This window comes from Bacillus vallismortis, from assembly GCF_040784915.1.
Classification (GTDB): domain Bacteria; phylum Bacillota; class Bacilli; order Bacillales; family Bacillaceae; genus Bacillus; species Bacillus subtilis_G.
The window spans coordinates 1,572,785-1,596,508 of sequence record NZ_CP160797.1 but is presented as its reverse complement, the minus strand read 5'-3'; the positions used below and the strand labels follow the sequence as shown (position 1 = coordinate 1,596,508).

Annotated in this window: 8 protein-coding genes; 2 read left to right on the top strand and 6 right to left on the bottom strand. The window is 39.6% G+C overall.

Annotated elements, in window-relative coordinates; translation table 11 throughout:
• Positions 1–10: 10 nt before the first annotated feature.
• The 5 genes from ABZM97_RS08030 to ABZM97_RS08010 all read right to left on the bottom strand — a co-directional run bounded on the left by ABZM97_RS08030 (position 11) and on the right by ABZM97_RS08010 (position 21,515).
• Complete coding sequence (locus ABZM97_RS08030; RefSeq protein WP_367387375.1) at positions 11–4,798, bottom strand: SDR family NAD(P)-dependent oxidoreductase; 4,788 nt, start codon at positions 4,796–4,798, stop codon at positions 11–13.
• Positions 4,798–17,325 (bottom strand): SDR family NAD(P)-dependent oxidoreductase, encoded by a 12,528-nt coding sequence (locus ABZM97_RS08025; RefSeq protein WP_367387374.1) that lies wholly within the window; start codon positions 17,323–17,325, stop codon positions 4,798–4,800. The genes ABZM97_RS08030 and ABZM97_RS08025 overlap by 1 nt, the downstream gene beginning before the upstream one ends.
• 25 nt (positions 17,326–17,350) lie before the next feature.
• On the bottom strand, positions 17,351–20,638 hold the full coding sequence (fabD, locus tag ABZM97_RS08020) for an ACP S-malonyltransferase (protein ID WP_367387373.1): 3,288 nt from the start codon (positions 20,636–20,638) through the stop codon (positions 17,351–17,353).
• A 415-nt stretch (positions 20,639–21,053) separates the two neighbouring features.
• Positions 21,054–21,152: a hypothetical protein gene (locus ABZM97_RS08015; RefSeq protein WP_250621903.1), complete on the bottom strand. Its 99-nt coding sequence runs from the start codon at positions 21,150–21,152 to the stop codon at positions 21,054–21,056.
• Positions 21,153–21,344: 192 nt separating this feature from the next.
• Positions 21,345–21,515 (bottom strand): YkyA family protein, encoded by a 171-nt coding sequence (locus ABZM97_RS08010; RefSeq protein WP_242519920.1) that lies wholly within the window; start codon positions 21,513–21,515, stop codon positions 21,345–21,347.
• A gap of 425 nt (positions 21,516–21,940) precedes the next feature.
• Here ABZM97_RS08010 and ABZM97_RS08005 point away from each other — a divergent pair, with 425 nt between their 5' ends.
• The gene (locus ABZM97_RS08005) at positions 21,941–22,093 is read left to right on the top strand and encodes a YjcZ family sporulation protein (protein ID WP_087992204.1); all 153 of its coding nucleotides are present in this window, start codon (positions 21,941–21,943) and stop codon (positions 22,091–22,093) included.
• Positions 22,094–22,201: 108 nt separating this feature from the next.
• Entirely contained in the window at positions 22,202–22,756 is a 555-nt protein-coding gene (gene def / locus ABZM97_RS08000) for a peptide deformylase (RefSeq protein WP_202328627.1), read from the top strand.
• Between the two features lie 35 nt (positions 22,757–22,791).
• On the opposite strand, the gene ABZM97_RS07995 is transcribed toward def, so the two are convergent.
• Positions 22,792–23,565, bottom strand: coding sequence for a Cof-type HAD-IIB family hydrolase (locus ABZM97_RS07995; RefSeq protein WP_087992206.1), 774 nt, complete (start codon positions 23,563–23,565; stop codon positions 22,792–22,794).
• Positions 23,566–23,724: the final 159 nt, after the last annotated feature.

Genomic DNA, 23,724 nt, shown 5'->3' with positions numbered 1-23,724 from the left:
ACATCCAGTGTTAATCCAGCATTTGAGCAAGCAAATGATCAGCTTCCTCTGTCGTCAACTCGCCAGCCTGCAATTGACCGAGCAGCTCGGTCAATTTTTCTTGTGTCACGGAAGAAACCTGTTTCTTTTGATACGGATCTCGATCTGAAAATACCTCGCCTTTTCGAAGTGTTACGTTTTGCAGTTGCACAAGCAGGTCTCCTTGATGATTCACCAGCATAATATCGTAAGTAAACTCGAATTGATCTTTTTGGCTTGTTTTGCGTGCATACACCCAGCATTCTTCCGGTACTTTCTGGTGGATATAAATCTCACCAATTGAATAAGGTACATATACAAAAGCACGTTCTCTTCCTTCGGTGATGCCAAACAATGATTGCAAAGCCCCATCAAGCAGAGACGGCGGCAGTATATTGTTATTAAAGGTATGTGCTGCTTCTTGAGGTAGTATTAAATGCGCCAGAGCTTCTGTGTCTCCGCCCCATAATCGTTGAATTGACTGAAAGCTGCGGCCATAGTCAAAACCGTTTTCCCGGAAGTGTCGGTAACATTCATCATGTTCATGGATAAAAGCGCTTCTCTTGATGATCTCGTGTCTATCAATACTCTCTATGGGCTTGACATTTTGATGAGCATCATAGCTTAATTCTCCTGATGCAAATACGGCTTTTGTACCTGCATCTTCGTCAGCCGTCATTTTAAAAAGGATGCGTCCGTCTTCGACAGAAATGAAGGAGTAAACAATTACGCTCTCTTGATATAACATTGCCGGTCTAATAAATGTAATGTTTTTCAAACCAGAGACCTTTTTCCTGCGATACGATAAATTTCCTGCGGCACATGCCATTTCAAGAAAAACCGCCGCAGGCAAAATACGCTTATCTTTCACCACATGATCCTTTAACCAGATCTCTTTTTCCATTACTGTTTTTTTAAAATATTGCTGCTCAAGGGTAGATTCGTTAGAATCAAGCAACGGATGCAAGACGGTTTTATTTTGCAATGCTGAAAGCTTTTCATCAGAAACACGGGGCACCCAATAAAATTCCTCAGCAAACGGGTACAAAGGAAGATCCACCCGCCGTGCTTTAGGTCTATCTTCATATAAATTTCTCCACTGAATATCGACACCGTAAGACCATAACTTAGCAAGGTCATTGACATCTCTTTTTTCCATAACAGCTTTAAGGAATTGTTCTTTCATTTTCCGATCATGGAAAACAAAGACTTTATCATAATCTTTAGTCACATTGCCCTTGTATACATTGTCTCCAATTATTCCTTCATCACAGAAAAGCTTCAAATTCCCCCTAAGTTCATGCAGATCCGATGCCACAAAAGCAATTCTCTCTTCCATCGGCTCCCTACACGTTTGTAGTGTATAAGCAATATCATCGACCGATACAGCTGTCACCTGGTCTGTGTATTGAAGAAGACGACGGGCGTATTCCCTCAGCCTGTCTTCGTTTCTTGCGGAGAGAACTGCGGCATAAGGACCGCTACCTGTATTTTTAACAGAATCAATATGATTTTCATATTCTTCAAGAATAATATGGGCATTCGCCCCCCCTGCTCCAAATGAACTAACCGCTGCCCTTCTACGAGTTATACTGGCTTCTTTACACCACTCCTCTTCTTTTTGCTGAACATAAAAAGGCGTATTTTCGAAATTTATATTAGTATTTAATCGCTCAGAATGAATGGAAGGCGCCAATTTTCGGTGCTTAAACTGAAGCAATACCTTTGTAAGCGCCGCTATGCCTGCAGCGGATTCTAAATGTCCGATATTTGATTTAACTGAACCAATTGCACAAAATTGTTTATCATCGGTAAATTGTTCAAAAGCTTTTGTCAGCCCCGCAATTTCAATCGGATCTCCAAGTGAAGTACCCGTTCCATGTGCTTCCAAGTAACTGATGGATCTTGGACTAATACCTGACTTTTTAAAGTTTTCGGCGATCAGCTCAGCTTGCGCATTTGGATTTGGAACAGTAAAACCATTTGTTTTCCCTCCATGATTTACAGCTGTTCCTTTAATCACACCATAAATACAGTCTTGATCATTGATTGCTTTATGTAACGGTTTTAATAGTACGGCTCCCGCCCCTTCTCCTGGAACGTAGCCGTTCCCACCTTCCCCGAAGCTTCTGCATAGACCTTCTGTAGAAACAAAATTCCCTTGGCTCAGCCAAAGATATTTGTTAGGGTGTATGGACACATTTACGCCCCCAGCTAACGCAATCTCACTTTCTCCCCTTTTTATACTTTCACATGCCAAATGAATGGCTGTCAAAGATGACGAGCACATCGTATCTAAAGCAATACTTGGTCCAGAGAAATTAAAAAAGTATGAAACTCTATTAGCTATAGAAGAAAAAAAAGAACTGAGCGCAACAGCATTGCCTTTTGCTGTCTCCTCCGCACCAAATAATTGATATTGCCCGTACATTGCTCCTACAAACACCCCGGCTTTCATACCGTCAAGCCGATCTCTCGTATACCCGGAGTCTTCAAACGTATGCCAAGCGGTTTCGAGAAAAATACGTTCCTGAGGGTCCATCATCTCAGCTTCTTTATGGGAAATGTGAAAAAACAGCGGGTCGAATTGATCAACACGATTAATAAACCCTCCCCATTTACTGTTGATTTTCCCTCTGTCCATTCTGTCAGGACTGTAGTCCGATCTGAAATCCCACCGTTCTTTAGGGATCTCGGTAATACAATTCTTTCCACCAATGATGCAATCCCAGAATTCCATAACATTATCTGCCATTGGATATCTGCCGCTTACTCCAATAATTGCAATATCTTCATTAATTGGTGTATTTACACTCACTGCATGTGCCGGCTGTCTTTCCTGCTGCATTTTTGTATGTTTTTTCAGTTTTGGTGCGGCTTCTATTTGAGCTATCCCAACTTCTTTTAATACTGTCTCTTTAAACGATTTCAGAAAGAAATCAGCAAGCTCATCGACGTTCCGGTATTCGAAAAAGATCGTTTTAGGCAAATCCCCGAACGTATCTTCAAGCTTTGATATAAGCGACATGATTATAAGTGAATTAATCCCGAACTTTTCAAAAGAATCATAAGCATTTATTTTATGATTAGGGATTTTCAATTCACTGCAAATGGTTTTGATAAGATAATCATTAACTTTATCCTTAATTACAATTTCATTATCTTCAGTGTTTTTCTCTATTTCCGTTTGATTGTCTGAAGGAGTCAGTTTGCGGAAAGGGATTGTTTTTAAGAGCTTGTCCCGGTCTCCTTCCACAGGCATTATGTTACTAAATGAAGATTGCATCATTTTATCAAAAGCTTTAAAAGCCGCTGTTGAATGTATCGGAATCATTCCGAATTTCTCTTTCAAATGGACAACAGCACTGTCATCAAGATTCATTCCGCCCTCTTTCCATAGCGGCCAATTTATTGAAAGTGTCTTTCCATTTCTGTTCAGCTGATTTCGGAACATCGCATAACTGTCCATAAAACTGTTGGCGTACGCATAATCACTCTGACCGGCATTTCCGTTCGCAGCAACAGAAGAAAACAGAATAAAGAAATCAAGATTTTCATCTTTTGTCAGCTCATCCATCCAAATCGTTCCGAATACTTTCGGCTTTAATACTTCAACAAACTCACTCAGATTTTTTTTAGCAATAAAAGAATCTTGAATGAGACCTGCAGCATGGATAATGCCGCTTATTTGGCCACGCTGCTGTTTCACGTCACAGATAAATTGCTCAGCCTTTATTCGTTCCGATATGTCCGTCTGTATATACTCAACAAAAGACCCTTTTGCGTTTAGTTTTCTGAGCTGTTCCTTCTGAACTTCGCTTAAAGCTGAACGGCCTGTCAATATGATGACCGCCTCAACTTCGTTCGCGATATGTTCCGCAAACATAAGACCGAGTTTTCCTGCACCGCCGGTAATGATATACACGCCGCCTTTATGATATGATACATGCTTCGGAGCTAATGACTTTGCATTTTCTAAATCAATATGCTGCATTCCTTTAATATACCTGCTGTGAGAGTCAATTAAAATTTCGCATTCATTTGATTGAAAGCTTTGTAATTCATTACATGCCATCTCCCACAATTGCGAAGCGGTAGGATCTGAATCAGGCTCTTCTCTATGAATTTGAAGCGTTTTCGCCTTCAATTTGGAGCTTTCCATATTTACCGTTTTTATAAAACCCCCGACCGCTTCATTAAACGGCTGATTCTGACCGTTTGTCCAATACATATGCAATAATTTCGTATTATCATATTTTGCTTTTATTAAAGCCTTTGTTAAAACAAACAATGGCAAAATCCCGTTGAGAAGTGCCTTATGAATCAACTCTTCACTTAATTCCGGAACAGCGCTGTTCCATAGATATAGAACACATCCAGGTGTAAATTTGCTTTTTTCCAAGTCTGCAAACAGGTTTTCATAATGAGCCTCATTTGACGGGTCTATTGTGTATACATTTTGCTCCAGACAGCTGAAATAAACATTAGGAGTTACGAGAATAACATGCACTTGATCTTTGTAAAGCATACTAATATATTCTGTAAGTCGTTTATCTCGATCAAAAATTAATATGCTTCTTGGCGCCTGTTGTTTCTGTACATCATCATTTTTTGACGATATCCAATCTCTTTTAAAAAAGACAGTTTGGGACGCAGCTTGCGATTGCTGCTCCGTCCCATTTTTTATTTGTTCTTTTCTGTAAGTGCGAATTAGTTCTAATCCTGTATCAGGAGACATCTGCTGTTCTTCAATCAAGGAAAGTATTTGTTTAATATGCACTATTTTACCTCCAGCAGTTGATAGACTTGGTCAGCGGAAAGCTCACCGTTTTTCAATTGTTTTAATAGTAAAAGAATTGTCTGATCTTCACTGTCTTCCGGCAGTAATCCTCCCGCGTTTACTTTTCTGACAGAAAAGTTATTCATGCTTGCAGCAATTTCTCCGTCTTCATTAATAAATTGGATGCTATACGTGCAAAATCCAGTCTCTTTTACACGTGCAAAACATTTTTCCTCAAGCGGGCTACAAATCACAAGCTCCTCAAGTGAATAAGGAACATATAAGCTTCCTTTATCATTATCATTTAACAAAAATGCGACCGATTGAAATCCTCCGTCAATCAATGACGGGTGAAGTTTAAAATGCTCAAAATCGTTTTTCAGCTGCTCTGGCAGAACAAGTTCTGCCAGTACCTCCTGACCGCTGCAGTAGACGGCGGTCAGGCTTTGAAACCCAGAGCGATAATCCAGCCCCATTCTGCTAAAATGCTGATAACATTCTTTGCGGCTAATTTTTGTATCACTGCTGTGTTTAAACAGTTCAATATCAAAGTGTTCAAGCGGTCTGATAATATTTGATTCCTCGAACTCTGCAATACTTTGTGAGCAGATTTGCAATTCACCCTCCGGCTCTCCTGTGCAGATTGTTATATTCAGTTTATCTTTTTGCATTTGAAGACTTGAATAGATGTGAAACGGTGTTCCTTCGTAGGTAATTGGTTTGTTCCATACGACATCTTTAATCTTACATATAGTGCTCTCAGCAGCTATTCCCGCGGAGACAAGAGCCATTTCAAGATATGCTGCTCCCGGTAAAACAGGACGCCCAGAAACAAGGTGATCAGTGATAAAAAATTCAGAGCCGGTAATATTTGTTTTAAACTTCAAGCTCTTTAAAGTTGACAAATTTTCGCTTAACAAAGGATGAATCCGCTTTTCCAGTTCAACGTTTTTGATTTTCTGTCTGAACCAATAACTCTCCCTTGCAAAGGGGTAGGATGGCAACGGCATTTTGTTATATGTTTTATTGAATATTTGCCGCCAATTCACTTTTGCTCCCTCGGCCCACCATTGAGCCACCAATTCCTCTTTACGGCTTTGAATAGCCTCTAGAAGAAGCTCTTCAGTTATAACTGTGTATTTCTTTTTATTTTCATTGATAAATACGCCTTCTTGTTTCTTGTTAAACTCAAGGAAGCTGATGTATTTGTCTCTTAACTCTCTTATATCAGAAGCACATATAGCGATTCTTTCTTCCATTTCTTCGCGCCCGTTTTGCAGCGTACTTGCCATATCAGTCAGATTAACCGAAACTTCTTTTCTGATTGCATGATCCAAATACTGAATCATCAGCTTAATATAGTCGAGCAATTGATCTTTGGTTTTCGCTGACAACACAAAAATGTGGTTTCTTCCACTTTCCGATATTCTCCTGTTCTTTTCTCTGTATTCTTCTAAAACAATATGTGCATTTACACCTCCAAATCCAAAAGAGCTGACACCTGCTCGCATTGGTATGTCAGCGTACAGTTCATCTTTCATTCTTTTCCATTTTTCATTTGTATCTGTTATATAAAATGGTGTGCCATCTAGTTTGATATATGGATTAAGTTCAGAAAAATTAACAATTCCAGGGAGTTTTTGGTATTTAAACGCCAATAATACTTTGATCACCCCAGCTATTCCAGCAGCCGTTTCTAGATGACCTATATTTGTTTTAACGGAGCCTATCCCGCAAGACTTTTGTTCAGTAAAAGGAATGCCCCATTCTTCATATAATGTTTTGAATGCTTTTACAATGCTGTTTACCTCAATTGGATCGCCAAGGCTTGTCCCTGTCCCGTGAGCTTCAATATATCCGACCGTTGCAGGACTGACACCGGTTTTCCTCCAAGCTTCAGTTAATAAATCTACCTGCGCCTTCGGATTTGGTGCAGTCAAGGAATTGGCGTGTCCCCCATGGTTTATCGCTGTTCCTTTAATCAGGCCATATATGTGATCCCCATCCGCTTGTGCTTTACTGAGCGGTTTAAGCAATACCGCCGCTGCTCCTTCACTTCTCACATAGCCGTCCGCTCTTCTATCAAACGTTTTACACTTTCCGTCTTTTGCCAGCATACCTGCTTTGTCGAAAGCTATAAACAGGGTCGGGCTTGTCATAATATGAACGCCCCCTGCAATGGCCATGTCAAATTCTCCCCTCTGAATTCCCTCTGCCGCACGATGCAGCGCAACCAATGAACTAGAGCAAGCCGTGTCAACCGGTTCGCTTGGGCCCGTAATATTCAGCAGATAAGAGATTCGATTCGCCAATATACAATGATTTAGGCCAGTAGCTGTCTGTGCCTGAATCGGGGTAAGATTTTCACTGAGACGTTCAGCATAGTCTGTTGTAGCAACACCTGCAAATACAGCGGTTTTAGTCCCTGCCAAATCAGAAGGTTTATAACCTGCATCTTCTATTGCCTTCCAAACTGTCTCTATAAAAATCCTTTGCTGTGGATCCATTAATTCTGCTTCCGCAGGAGAAATTCCGAAAAACAAGGGATCAAATTTATCTGCGTCGTTTATAAATCCCCCTCTTTTTATATTCGTTTTATTTCTCTCTTTTATCGGATCACCATCAAATTCTCTCCAGTCCCAGCGGTCTTCAGGAATATCTGTAATCAAATCACGGCCCTTTTCGATTTGTTCCCAAAGTTCCTCTATTGTGTCTGATTGAGGGAATCGTCCGCTTATCCCCACTATTGCAACAGGCTCATTTAACGTGCCTTCTGCTTCACTGTTTTCTTCCGAAGAGGTAAGAGCAAGATCAGCATATCCGTCATCATAATCCAAAGACGGTTCCACTTCGTCTATTTTTTCAGCGTCTGTTTTGGAAGAAGAATCGGTTGAAAAACTGTAACTGTCCCCATACTGATCTATTAAATAACCTGCAACTTCATCTAACGAATTGTATTCAAAGAAAATGGAAGGCAGCAGGTCTGTTCCATACCTTTGATTAATTTCATTTCCAAGCCTTGTAAAAGTGATAGAATCAAACCCGTATTCACCAAATGAAGTTTCTCCTTCTATTTCTTGCCTTTCTATCTTCAAAAGAGCTGAAATGATATGTGCAATTTCCTCTTTCAGATATTCTCTGGTGTTCTTATTCTCATGATCTAATAGATTATTCTGCACCTGTTCTTGTGAACATTCATCATGTATATAATCAAGCAATTCATAAAAATCATAAAAATCAAAAAACTGGGATGGCATTATTGAAATTCCTAATGATTCGTTTAATTCATTACCCAGCATTGTAAACATAATTGAATCAAATCCATATTCACTTATAGGCAGCTCAAAATCAAATTCACTTTCATTAATCTTCAATACGGTGCATATAATGCGTGCCAAAGTGTTTCTCAGTGAAGATATAGTTCTATCTGGCTCATTATTTTCTTCAATGGCTTCTCTATTACCTTTTTCTTCGGCGATACCTATGATTCGCTCCAATTTTAATTCATTGCCGCTAAATACCATGATTTGATGTTCACACCCTGTCATTGCTTTATCAAATGCTGATAGACCCTCTTGTTCACCTAAGGACAGCATCCCAAAATGTTCATATAGAAATCTCTCTGAGTGTCTGTCAACTTGCATGCCGCCTTCTTTCCATAACGGCCAATTAATAGAGAGTGTCTTTCCAGGTTTGTCTTCAGCTGCTCTCAGCTCCGCAAAATAATCCATGAAACGATTAGCATAAGCATAATCCGTCTGTCCCGCATTCCCTATTTTTGCACTAATTGATGAAAACAGGACAAAAAAGTCCAGTGGCTCTTTTGCTGTGTACTGATCAAGCCAAATCGTACCATGTACTTTGCTTGCTAAGACAGCTCTCACATCCTCTTCACGTTTGTTAATGAGTAATGAATCTCTTATAACGCCCGCGCTGTGTATAATGCCCTTTAAAGAGCCTAGTTTGCTTTTTATAAGATTTATCAGATCGGCGGTATTTTTTTCCTCAGAAATATCAGTCTTAACATAAAAAATTTCCGATCCGGAGGCTTCCAGTTCTTTTATACACCTGACAGATTCCTCAGAAAGTTCTGACCTCCCTATCAACACTATCTTTATTCTGCCTTTTTGTATAAGGTGCTTGGCAAATATCAGTCCTAGTCCGCCTGCTCCTCCTGTAATGAGATAAACTCCATTTTCTTCTATTTCAACTTTTGAAATGCCGTCCGTATATTTAATACTGACGGACTTCTTCACGTATCTGATTCCATCCACATATCTGATTTCTGTGGAACCGCTGTCGCTAGCAACACTTTCTTTTACGATGCAGTCCAACTCCGGGAGAAGGCCATTCGGCAGCAACTTCTGCCCGCTGCATATTTCAATATTTCTACCTGTAATCATAGGCTGTTCTAGATGAAGCGCCTGAAAAAGACCGCTTAACGCCATTTGATAAGGTAAAACTTGATTTTTTTCTGTAAAAAACACATGAGATATTTTTATTTTATTTTTGGGCTTCACTGATATAAGTGCTTTCGTTATATAGAAAACCGGAAAAACAGCCTCATTAAGTTTACTTTTAATATCATGGGAAATTTTCGTTTCGGGACTCTTTCCAAACAAAACCACATGTCCGATTGTTACTTGCCTTCGCGTAAGAATCCCCAGCAGTGTCTTGTAATCGTCAAGTTTATGACTATTCAGCTCATATGAATAGATTCCCTTTTCTTTAAATTGGTTCCCGCCTCGAACAAAGATTAGTTTCAGGCCAATGCTTTCATACGCATTGCGAATGTGCTGCTCTGTTATATCGTCATGGAGCACAATAGCCAAACAGGTGTTTGAACGGCAGATTTCATCTGAATGGTGATTAAATTCCTGAACCCATTTGTCCTTATAATAAGTGATTGAATGCTCCGTTTTTACAATTTGATTGTGCTGTGGGCTCTTTAGTGCTTTGAGAGCTAAGTTTCTCAGTTTCAAACTTACTTGGCCTTTATCATCCATATACATAATATTGAATCTTTTTACAGATGAAGCATTCTTTTCATCAGCTGGTATGACATAAGCATAACCGCTATCCGAGGGAGCACTCAAAATCTCCAGCTCTCCTAATTCAAAAGGCAAATATGGCACTTGACCGCCATCATGCTCAAGCGTAAATCCGATAGTTGACTGGAAAATACCGTCTAACAAACATGGATTCAGCATTCCTCTGGCTCCATTTAACTGAAGATTGTCAGCAAGAGATATGCGCGAAAGAACCGCGTTTGGAAGGATAAACAGCTGCTTAATCACTTGGTAACTGCTGCCATAGTTCAAGCCTGCCTGCTTAAAGCTCTTATAGCACTCATCACCATTGATTGTGCTTTTTTGCTCCTTTAGCAAATTATTCAATTCAAATCGTTCTATTTCACGTGCTGCTTCTGCCTCGTAGAACTTAAGTTTACCTTGTGAATGAACAGCGGTTTCAGAATGCAAATTACTTTTTACTATAAACCTGCTGCTGCCTTCTTGATTGGGTAACAGATCAATAGCAATTGTCTTTTCTTCCTGAACGGTAATTGGAAGTGACCATACGATTTGACTCAACTTCACAACTTGTTTTCCATTTAATCTCTCTGCTGCTTCTCTTGCGGCTTCAATGACCGCAGCTCCCGGTAAAACAAACTCGCCATTTATGATATGGTCTTTCAGATAATAATCAGAACTTGACAGCTTTTTGTTAAACCGGCTTTCTCCCTCTGAAAAATTAAACAAAGGGTCTGGATCGACCAATTCTTTTTTCTGCATATGAACAGACTTCGAAACCCAAAGTTTATTCTTTAAAAAAGGATATGTGGGAAGCGCAATTTTGCTTGCAGCTCGCTCAATATGGATATCTTCCCATGCCAAATCTCCCCCTGAGACCCAATATTCAGCCATCTCTGCCATTGTTCGTTTATCCGCCTTCATTTGTATACCGTTTTGTTTTTGTCTTCGCTTCTGATTGATCTTTTTTCCTCTGAATATACTTTGATCTGTATCCCCATTAATGTACTTATTCAGTTTAGAGATTAAATCATAGACATCTTTTGATATAATGGCGAGTCTTTCAGACATAGGCTCACGTCCATTCAGGAGCGTAAAAGCAATATTTGAAAGACCTACGTTTTTGTAAAGTCCCTCTTGCTCGTAAAAATCACTGACTTGTTTCTTATTTTGTTCCAAAAAGCGTTCTGCCGTAAAATCTTCTGTATCTTGCGGCTGCCTGCTTCTTAAATTGTAAAAGTTATAAATTTCGTCAATCCATGACATGAACAGGTCTGACTGCCAATCGGTGCTTTTCGCAGTCTTTATGTCAACGCCGCATTTTTCAGCTGCTTTTTTAAACTCTTCCTTAACTGCTTTCACAAGTGAATGGTCATGTTTTTGACTGGCCCTTTGGAGATACCCTGCAAGCTGTTTTGCATACTCCTGTAAACTTAGCGGATGTTTTGCTGAAAGTACAATAAGTTCTTCACCTTCCTGCCAGCTGGTATCAGAAATTGCAGGAGGCTCGTACTCTTCAACAAGGATATGTGCATTTGACCCACCAGCTCCAAAAGAGCTTAGTCCCGCTCGTCTTGGGTATGTTTTTTCGGGATTTTTCTCATCAGTAAGCTTCACCCACTCAGATGTTTCCTGCTGAAGATGGAACGGTGTCTCGTCAAGATGAAGATCTGGATGTATTCGCTCAGCATGAAGTGTGGCAGCTATTTTTTTATATTTCATCTGTAATATGATTTTTGTCAGGCCGGCAATACCTGCTGCTGCTTCAAGATGACCTATGTTTGATTTAATGGACCCAAGCGAGCAATATGATGACTCGTCCGTATATTCTCTAAAGGCTTTTGTCAAGCCTCTGACTTCAATTGGGTCACCCAGCGGGGTACCTGTGCCGTGGGCTTCAATATAGCCGATGCTTCTTGCGCTCCAATCAGCTGCAGCAAGAGCCTCTTGAATAAGGCTTGCTTGAGCTGCTGGATTAGGAACGGTATAACCGTTCGTTTTCCCTCCATGGTTGATCGCTGTCCCTTTAATCACTGTGTACACCGTATCATTATCCCGTATTGCATCTTTCAGCGGTTTCAGAATAACTGCTCCTACACCTTCTCCGGGTACAAAACCGTCACCCCCTGCACCAAAGCTCCTGCATTGCCCTGTCTTTGAAAGCATCCCCATTTGACAGCGGTACAAGTAGTCCGACGGATGTAAATACAAGTTAACTCCCCCGGCAACAGCAATAGAGCACTCACCTTTTTTTAAGCTTTCACACGCCATATGGATTGCAGTTAATGATGAAGAACAAGCTGTGTCAACAGGTACACTTGGCCCTGTAAAATCAAATGTGTAAGAAACTCTGTTCGCAAGAGACCATGGAAACGAGTTTGGGATCACAGTATTTTTATCTGTCGGTATTCGTTCACCGAGCAGTTTATAAGAATTAGTCGTGACTCCAGCAAAAACCCCAACATGTTTTCCCGCTGTTTTTTGCAAACGATTCAGGGTATACCCTGAATCTTCAAACGCCTTCCACACAGTTTCTAGAAAGATACGTTCCTGAGGATCCATGGCTTCTGCTTCTCTTGGCGATATATGAAAAAACAAAGAATCAAATGAATCAGCACTCGGTAAAAAACCGCCCCATTTACAATAAATCTTTCCCTCTTGGGCTTTAGCAGGATCAGAATCATAATAAGCGTGGGCATCCCAGCGTTCTATCGGAACTTCTGTGATAGTATCTTTCTTTTGAGATAATACATCCCATAATTCCTCGATGTTCTCCGCACCGGGATATCGCCCGCTTATGCCGATGACAGCTATACCATCGTGTTTTTCTTTCTCCTTCATTACAGGCGCAATATGTAATTGAGCTGGATTAACAGCTGTAGAACTCTGAATTAGTTTTTCTTTCTTTTTCGCAGGAAATAAACTTTCCAGCCGATCCGGATATTCCTTTATGAGATAGTCTGCCAAGTCTGTGATGGTCTGGAACTCAAATAAAAGCGTTTTTGAAATAGCTCCTAACGCCTGCTCCAGCTTTGAATTGCATTGATGTATCATGACCGAGTCCATACCATATTCAGCTAAGTGCACAGAATGGTCTATTTCCTCAGGTTTAACACCAACTTCGGCTGAAATAATGCTTGCTAAAAATGATCTCGTCTGTATTTTCACATCACCCGAAGCCAACTGAATTGTGTCACTTATTTGTGTGTAATTCGTTTGAAATCGTTGCTCCATAAATTGTTCAAAACGATCTGAATCTCCGCAGACTGCAATATTATGCAGCTGTCCGGACATCACAATCTGGGCGAACCAATCCGCCCCAGCTTCAGAAGACAATTCTTCAAGACCGGAATCACGAAAAAGTGATGTTCTCGCCTGATCTGATATACTCACTCCCATTCCGATTTCTTTCCATAACGGCCAATTGATTGTTAAAGTACGCCCGTTGCGCTGAGATTTTTGACGCTTCTGTTCCCTATACTCAGCAAAGTGGTCTAAGAAGCTGTTTGCATATGCATAATCAGTCTGACCTTCGTTTCCTGCAATAGAGACCACTGATGAAAAAACAGCGAAAAAGTCCAATTCAATCTCCTTCGTCGCATTATCCAGATACAACGTTCCTTGCACTTTCGGAGCTATGACTTCTGAAAGCTCTTGCTTTGTTTTTTGAAAAAGGAATGAATCTCTGATAACTCCTGCACAATGAATAATCCCGCTAAGGCCTGAATATCGTTCCATAATATCATCGACCAGTTTTATTACGGTTTCTTTATCTGATATATCCGCCTGCATATAAAAGACTTCCGCATTAAATTGATTTAAAAATTCCAACAGCTTCTGTTTTTTCCCGCGTAATGGAGAACGTCCTGACAGAATGATTGTGCATGTTTCGGATTTTGCACAATACTCAGCAATTTTACTGCCAATCCCCCCTAATCCCCCTGTAATTAAGTACACTTTATCTTTTCCGGGATATTGGACTGGGGAGAAGTTCGTTTTAGTCTTCTTCTCTAATACCTGGGCATACCTTACACCGTCTTTGTACATAATGTTTATGTTATGGTCCGGGGCTGCATCTATTTCTTTATATAAGATGTCTGACTCTTCGGAATACGAAATTGACATTGAGCCATTTGTAAAACGAATCGCCTTGCAGCACAGCTCAGGATATTCTTGCTTTACTGACTTAAAAAAACCGCCGATCCCTTCAAAACAGGGCAGTCTCTTTTCCTTATCATTACTGAATACATATATAAGCCGCACCTTGTTTATAAGGTTTTCACTTATTAATGCCTTTGTCAGGTAAAAAACGGAGTATATTCCTGTTTGCAACGCTTCATCAAATTCTGATTGTTTGTCAGCCCATGCATGCAAAATCGAATCTGGTATTGCATTTTTTTGTTTTAACAATCGGATCAGGCTTATATAATCTTCAGGGTTTTCTCTATTTATTGTGAACACATCATCGCTTATTTGCTCAAAACGATCACCTTTCGTGACAAGATATACAAAAGTGTTCTCTCTCTCTTGCAATACTTCCGAATACCTTTTATGATCCGAAAAAAGCAAAATCGTACTCCTTTGTCCATCTGTGAGAACTTCCGACAGCGGTGATTCCTTCCATACCGGTGCATATAATGACCGTTTTATATTCTCCACAGAAAATGCGTCTGTTTTTGATATTTCAGGTTTCAAGTCAAAATGATACCGTTCAAATGCATAAACAGGCAAAACTACTTTTTTCTTATTGTGATCACCCAGTCTTGCCCAAACAATCTCTTCTCCTTTTAGCCACATTTGCATAAACACCTGATAAAGAGACTCATCAGGCGATTTGCTCGGCTCAAAATATGCTTCATGCTTAATATTCATCGTAAGAGGCAAGGTTCCGAATTTAAAGGTGCAAAAGTTAGGAATTTCAATATCTCTATTCGGCTCAATTGTTTTTTCCGATATTTTTAGAACAAGGTCAGTTATCTCTTGATTTAAATCCTGTATTTGGTTGTGATCAACCATTAATGGAAATCGGTCTTTTTCATAAAAATCGGACGGTGCCTGTTGTAAATACTTAACTGCCTGTTTTATTCCTTCCGGCTGTTTCAATAACATGCTCATAACAAGCTCTTTAGACAGCACACCGGCATCAATTAGGTACAAGAGTTCTTGAGAATATCGGTTTTCTGATAAGCCTTCTTGCTCTGTTAAATCCCATTTCTTATAGAGTCTTTGCAAAGAAGCAAGGATTGCTACTAACGTTACTACTTCCTCATCCGTCAGTTTTTCTCCGCTAAATCCTGATCCATCAATAATATTCTTCAAGACACTGATTTGCTGAGAGTGCGCCGACTTTTCCCATTCCTCTATGTAGCCTTTAAATGTATATTGATGCTTAAGAAGTAATTGTGCTTTTTTCCGTAAATGAATCGCAGATTCAACTGAGAATTGAATACCATTCAGTAACATCCTGATATAATTCTCATCCAACTGAACTGGAAAATAGGTTTTCGCGGTATACGGACTCAGAAACGGAATGGACGGCGGATCACAAAATAATGCCGCTGCCTTCTCAACATTCGCGATAAAAGCGTATACATTTTCAATTTTTAGTATACCGGCTACAGCAAGAGCAATAAAATACCCGTCTCCAACACCAGTAATACAGCTTGGTCTAAAACCTGCAGTCAGCATGCTTTTTACTATTGCAGTATTGATAACTACAGAATACAGTCTGGATTTTTCAGTTGTCCATTTCTCTTTAAATGTATAATCTACAGTCGAAATGCCTTGCAGCATTTTCTCTACTTCTTTTTCTATATTAGGGAATACCCTTTTAATCTCTGTAAATTGTTCGTAGCTTTCCCACTTTAAGTCACCAATAACAAGTATCCACTTACAATCATTTTTCTTATGAATCGTCAGTCCATTTTCAATATGATTCCTTAATTCGGCCTTGCTGTCTGCTAATATACCTGCTCTATACTCAAACGTTGCTCTGCCGGTCAGAAGCGTGCTGCTAATTTCTTCATGTGAAAATTTTTGAAATTCCTCGGACTCACCGGAAAATAATTTCCACTGCTGTAACATTTGCTCCATGCTTTTTTCACTTTTTGCAGAGAAAAGAAACGGTTGTATTTTACCGTTACAGCTTGCTTTTGATACTTCTTTGTGTATAAATTCTTCGATAATGACATGAGAGTTAACGCCCCCAAAGCCGAAAGAACTTATTCCCGCTCTAAGCGGTTCTCCGTCCGGAGCCTGCCAATCACATGAATTCATTGCCAGAACAAATGGTGTTTTTTCAAATTGGATAATTGGATTAACCATATTTACATTTAGCGTTTTCGGTATCCTTCGATGTTTCATCATCATTAACACTTTAATTAATCCTGCCATACCGGCTGCTGCTTCCAAATGACCGATATTCGTTTTGACACTTCCGATCCGGCAATATTGTGTATGATCAGTATATTGCAGATACGCTTTCGTCAAAGCTTCAATTTCGATTGGATCGCCCAAAGATGTTCCCGTGCCGTGTGCTTCAATATAAGAAATCGTTGAAGCATCTACATTGGCACTTTTTAAAGCAGCTAAAATGACTTGACATTGAGCATCCACACTAGGCGCAGTAATTGAACGGGTTTTCCCGCCATGATTTACAGCTGTTCCTTTAATAATGCCGTAGATATGATGACCGGCTTTTACTGCTTCATCCAGTCGTTGAATCAATAAAACTCCTGCGCCTTCGCCAGGAACATAGCCGTTTGCAGCCGCGTCAAAACTCTTACATTTACCATCGGGGCTCAGCATTCTGGCCTTTGAGAATGATATGTATTTCCAAGGCTGAAAATTTAAATTCACGCCCGAAGCAATGGCAAAATCGCTTTCCTTTTCCCTCAGTGATCTAACCGCTTCATCCAAAGCAACAAGCGATGACGCGCACGCAGCATTTACAGACATGCTTTTCCCCGTAAAATCAAATGCGAATGAAATGCGGTTGGAAAGAATAGACTCAAAGCTCCCGAGACAAGCATAGCTGTCAATTTCCGAATCAGCACAGCCCATCTGACGATAGTCAGAGTTCATAATACCTGTAAAGACAGAAGTAGTTTTATCCTGAAGCTCACTCAATGATACACCTGAATCTTCAATGCAGCGCCATGTCTCCTCTAAAAGAATTCTTTGTTCAGGATCCATGTTTTTTGCTTCACGAGGAGAAATATGAAAGAATTTATGGTCGAAGTATCTGGCCTGTTCAATAAACCCTCCCCATTTACTGATACTTTTATTTGGAATGTTGATGTCAGCAGAATAATATTGTTCAGGGTTCCACCGTTCAAGCGGCACTTCTCGAATGGAATCTTTACCGCTATGTATATTCTCCCAGAATTCATGATAATCATTAGCATCAGGAAATCTGCATGAAATTCCTATAATTGCTATATCAGATGATTTATACGAGTTATCGCTCCCAGTCTTTTTATTCAAATGATGAACCATTCGTTTCCAGCACCCCTCTCTTTTATTAAAATATCGTTTTCAATCGATGCCTTAGTAAGTTTTCTGCTTCAATCATTATCTTTTCACCGATTTCCCCAACATGCCTGTTTCTCCATGCTTCTAATTCTGTTCCCTTCACCCACTGATTAAAAGCACCCAGAGACGGACCGCAATGCACCTGATAATCCACCCTTCTTTTTTCGTCCCCTTCCAATGCAAACAAACTGGCTTTTCGCAAATACCACTTAAAAATTAATAACATCTTAAATTTTGGATTACAGTCCGCTTTTTCAACTAGATTTGGATATGTTCTTTTAATGTCTTCATAGATTTCATCAAAAGTTTTTTTAAAATACTTACTTTCTAACTGGATCTTTGTTTTATCATCTATCTCATCAAGAGACTGAAATTGCTGATACAATTGCTGCAATTTATTTGCTCTGACAGGGAACAACATTCCCCTTTTCATTACCTGGACCTTTGCGCCGAACTCAAACATAGCTTCGGAAGGTGCATAAGCAGTATCCTGTATTTCCATTTTACTCAATAATTCTTTGACAGATTCACTTGTGCCGGACTCAGCTGTACATTGATTGATAGACCCTGTCATAACAAAATCAGCTCCCATTAAAAAAGCAGAGGCTGCTGCTTCGGGAGTTCCGATACCTCCGGCAGCTCCAATTCTAATTCTCTTTTTATAGTTATTCGTTTTCATCATATCGTCACGCATCCTCATAAAAAACGGAAGCATAACTGATAACGCTCCTTGATCAGTATGACTGCCGGAATCCGCTTCAATGATCATATCGTCAGCTACAGGAATTCGGCTTAGCCATTTTACTTGTTGTGAAGTTAAAATGCCCTGTTCGGCCATTTTCTCGACTATGTTTGCAGGAGCTGGACTCAGAAACGCCGCTGCAACTTCCGGTCGGGACACTTTTGCAATGATTCGATTATAAGGCATGACATGACCGTCTTTGTCTTCCTTCAACTGTTGCGCTTTGTAATAAATTAATGCCTCATTAACGGAAAGGTACGAAGACGCTTCTATCACCCTTACATCATGTTTTACATATAAATCAATCAGCTGTTTTTCTTTATCTAGATTATCTGGTTCCGATTGAATATTCATTCCATAAAACTGACTTTTTTCGAGTCCATTCTTAATCGAAATAATCGCTTGCTCAATATCCTCAATTTCTAAGCCTGCAGTTCCGAAAAAACCCATCATTCCTTTTTCACCAAGATGGATGATCATTTCAGCTGAAGAAATTCCTCTATGCATGCCCCCTGCCAAATATGCATATTTCAAATTATAATCATTTTTGAAAGATTGATCTCCCAGTTGAGATTTTGGAGAATTTTCCCCAGTAGATTCTTTCCCTGGGTTGGTTTCTGCCGTCAGCTCTATTCCAGAATTTATATCATCATCTTCAGGAATAGAGTCAATGACCTCAGGTGCGTTGATGATAAGCGGCAGCTCATTTTTTTGAATGGTTTGTGTCAACTTCGTCAGGATGTTGCCCGGTCCGACCTCTTCAAAAGCAGTTACCCCCTGTCCCATTAGGTATCTGATACTTTCAGTCCATTTTACTGAATGTGTTATTTGTTCAATCAAGTTATGTTTAATGTCTTCTTGCTTATAAGGTCTAGCTAAATAGTTTGATATGACCGGAATGTTTAATTTCGAAAATTGAAAGGGTTCGATAAATTTGGCAAAATGCTTTTTCGCATCCTCCATAAAACGAGAATGAAAAGCTCCCCCGACTTTCAGAACAACATATGCCGTTGCCCCCGCTTGTTCAAAATATACGGCTGCCCGCTTTATGTCCTCGACTTCCCCTGCTATCACAATTTGAGACGACGTATTGTAATTAGCAATATCTATTTGATCAAAATCAAACTGTTTAAGCACCTCTCTTATTTTATTTTCATTGAGTCCAATGACAGCCGCCATTCCGCCTTGTGAAGACGCACTCATTAATTCTCCTCTTTTTGCAACTAATTTGAGCCCTGTTTCAAAGTCAAAGACACCCGCTGCAAATAAAGCTGTATATTCGCCGAGACTGTGTCCTGCTGTAAAATCCGGGGATGCTTTCCCCTCTTTTTTGAGCTTTAAATATTGAAGTGCGCTCACTGTATAAATCGCAGGTTGTGTATATTTTGTATCAGTTAATTTGTTGTCTATGTCTGATAGGCATAAATCCTTTATGGAATACCCTAAAATAGCATCTGCTCTATGAACCAGATCACTGAACTCATTAAATATGTCTCCACCCATTCCTTTAAATTGTGCACCCTGCCCAGGAAAAACGTAAGCCAGCATTTGTTTTTCTCCCCCTGTCCCATATTTCTGCCTTTGTTCTTCAATACGTTTGGTTATCTGTTCCATGCGGTTGATCTCATTTCCAAACGGACTCAACACTGTATGAAACGACGATTTTGAATAATCTGCAGCACTCTCTTCGGCAATCCCCGCAAGACTGCCGGAGGGACTTGTATCGATATAGAATGCTGGGTTTCTTTTTTCATTAAAATCAACTGCATCCAGAAATCGAATGGGCTCTCTTATTGCATCCCAATGGTAGTTTTCAGGAATATATTTCAGTTCTTTACCGTACACCGAAGAGATGAAAGTGATATTTGGTTTCTTAAAAACTTTATGTTTCATATATTCTTTAAACTTTTGTGCAGCACCATCGATTAATTCGGAATGAAAACCAAAATAAACAGGCAATTTTTGACTTGCAATTCCTTTTTTCTGCATTAGAGAGGATGCCTGATCTAATGCTTTTATTTCACCGGAAATAACGAAATGATTACGGCCATTCACCGAAACTAAATTGGTATTCTGTCGTAAAAAAGGCTCAGTATCATATAACAAAGGCTTACCCAGCACAGCCATCATTCCGCCTTGCTGACTGTAGTTTTCTAAAATTTCGGCCTGCTTTAAAACACACTCCATCGTTTCTTCCGGCGACAGTATTTCTGCTACTGCTCCTGCTGCAAATTCACCTAAACTCATTCCGATAACTCCGTCAGGCTCGATACCTTTTTGTATCAGTGTTTGTGCAGCAGCGTACCCCGTCATATAAATTGCCGGGTGAGAATATAGTATATTGCTGAAATTAGAATTTTTTCGTTTTTCATCATATATATACTCGATGATTGAATATCCTTTCAGCTCGATAGCAATGGCATCAAGTCGGTGCATTGTTTCTCGAAAAACTGTGTCCTTGTTAAAAAGCTTTTTGCCCATTCCCCAGTATTGAGAACCTTGCCCTGAAAACATCAAAATGTTGGACTTTTGCATGTTATTTTATCTCCCCAAATTTCTTCTCTTGATTTAAACACAACATCTTTGAAAACAGCAAAAAACCTTTTATTTAATAAAAGGTTTAAGTTCATATTTGATTTGAATTAGCGGGCTAACTTCAAATGGTGCAAGTCATCGCATTCTATAGGGTTCTCACTCATATAAAATTAAGAATATTCAGTTAATTTATTCTGCAAATATGTTCCTATTGCATCATAATAAGACATAATGAATCCTACCAACGTGCCGAAACAACGATTGGTTTTATGTGAATTTATCTCTAAATAAATTTTAGAGTATTAATTTCACATTGTCAATATCAAATACATTTATATCCTGGTTAAACTGTCTTTTTACGGACGGCTTAGCTCATTTAATATCAACTCATATGCTTAATATACTTTACTCCATATTACCTAGTAAACAGTTTTTCTTTTTCTTTGTTGTAATCCTCAGCATAAGTATTAAATTCATCCATTTGTTTATGCACTTTTTCATAAACTGAATTTATTTTTTCAATTTGCTCTGCAAGCTGAACGAATGTCGCATTATCTGCTTGTATAAATCTTTGTCACACGAAAAAGCCTTATTCTATTTATGGCACATTGTGTCGATACAGCATATCTCTTTCCTCGAAAGCGATTACACGATTTGCTTTTTCTCTCACTTTCTTATCCTTAATATCTTCAGTTGATTTTTTTGCTCATTCAAATTCTATTTTACAATCAGTAATACTGTCTTTTTCTGCTTCCAAATGTTTCTTGCGCTGGTTTGCATTATTTAATGCCTGATTGGGTATTGAGACAATTTTCGAGTAATAATCTATATTAAAATTAAGCAAACTGTCGCAAAACTTGCGCTCTATATTTTCCATTTTTCATTTTTCATTACCAGTTTTTGTTCTTTTTGAATCGGCTTTTCCACTTATACAGTTTTTCCATTGAATCATGAAGTAATTCAACCGGCTGCTTTCCTCCACAACCTGCAAGCAGTATACTTGCTGCCCCAATTGCTCCCATGCCCAAAAACATGGTTTCAGAAAATTTCCCATATAGAAATTCCACAATTTTGACATTTTCGACTATAGATGCCTAATCGCCATTTGACAATAGCCAAGCTGAAATTACTTTCTTAGGGTCACCTGATGTGTCTGTCAGTAAATTGTCGAAGATAACCGACCAAAAACTTGAGAAAACAAGGCATATGACCATACAACTTTTTTGTTTTTACATAGGTTATAGTAGACGCTATGCCTACTAATAAAGGCTCTGGCGTAATTTAAAGAGGAGGTTTTGTAATATGTATGGATATGGTTACGGCGGAGGCTGCTGCGGTTATGGTGGTTACGGATATGGCGGAGCAGGATATGGCCGCACATTTGCGTTAATCGTTGTTTTATTCATTCTGTTAATCATTGTCGGAGCTGCTTATTTAGGCGGAGGCTGTTGCTAATTACACAGCATGAACTTGACCAGCCGAGATGGCTGGTCATTTGTTTCATTGCACCTTTGTGAAGAAATCCGATATAATTTACATATTAAGCTTTAGGAGTGAAGTTTCTTGATTACTATGGAAAACATCGTACGTGACGGCCATCCAGCCCTAAGAGAGACAGCCGAACCTGTCGAGCTGCCTCCGGGTGATACAGAAAAACAGCAGCTGGCCGACATGATCGAATTTGTTAAGAACAGCCAAAATCCCGAATTAGCCGAAAAATACAAGCTGCGTCCAGGCGTAGGTCTCGCAGCTCCTCAAATTAATATTAAAAAACGCATGATCGCAGTTCATGCGGAAGATGCTTCCGGAACGTTATACAGCTATGCTTTATTTAATCCAAGGATCGTCAGCCATTCTGTCGAAAAAAGCTACTTAACTAGCGGCGAGGGCTGCCTGTCTGTTGATGAAGCGATTCCAGGCTATGTTCCCCGCCATGCTCGCATCAGAGTAAAAGGAACAACCCTTGAAGGCGAAAACATTGATATTCGTTTAAAAGGATTTCCGGCTATTGTGTTTCAGCATGAGATCGATCATTTGAACGGCGTGATGTTCTATGATTATATTGATAAAGAAAATCCTTTCAAAGAACCTGAAAATGCAATCGCGATTGAACGCTAAAAATAAAAACGGCTGGCACAGTGCCAGCCGTTTCTTTATTTTAAAAGGCCCAATTCTTTGACAGCGTACGCAATTCCATCCTCGTCTACCGGCTTTGTTACAAAATCCGCGATTTCTTTCAATTCAGGTACAGCATTTCCCATAGCTACGCCTGTCCCGACATACTCAATCATTTGCAGATCGTTTAATCCGTCGCCGAAAGCATATGTATCGCTGATAGCAAAAGGAAGACGCTCGATGACTTTTTTAATCCCTTCCGCCTTCGAACCTCCATGCGGAAGAACATCAGTCGAAAGCTCATGCCAGCGCACTAGATCAAATTCAGGAAAAGCGACATAAACCTGTTCTTCTTCATCCTGGCAAAATAAAAGAAGCTGAAAAATTTCTTTTCCTTCATAGAAAAGCTCATCGGTTTCTGGATAATCGGTTTTAAGACTTCCGATTCCCTCCATTACATGAGGATGATCCGCAACAGTCGCTTTCATCGTGTCCTCAGCCATAAACACGACAGGATGTTTGTCCTTTCCCGCCCGCTTTAATAATCGGCTGATTGCCTCTTCAGGCAGTGGATTTTTATAAATCACTTGATTTTCAAAGACAACATACTGCCCATTATAGGAAATAAACGAGTGTATGCCCAGCTCCTCTAAAATCGGCTTAACTAAAAACGGAGACCGCCCGCTGGCAATAAACACATGATGCCCTTGGCGCTGCAGCTCCGCCACCGTTTCCCTCGTACTTTCCGGTATATTTTTGTCATGATCATATATCGTACCGTCAATATCAAAAAAAATTAATTTTGAATCCATTATAACTTCCCCTTTATCGTCTTGATCTGCAATTCCCACCCTCATCATACAAAAAGATTGCCATTCAGCAAACTATTTCGTTCAAAACTCATATTAAATTCCATTAATAACCACGAGAAGTCTTCCATAATCTCCGTATACTATTTGTATAAAAGAACT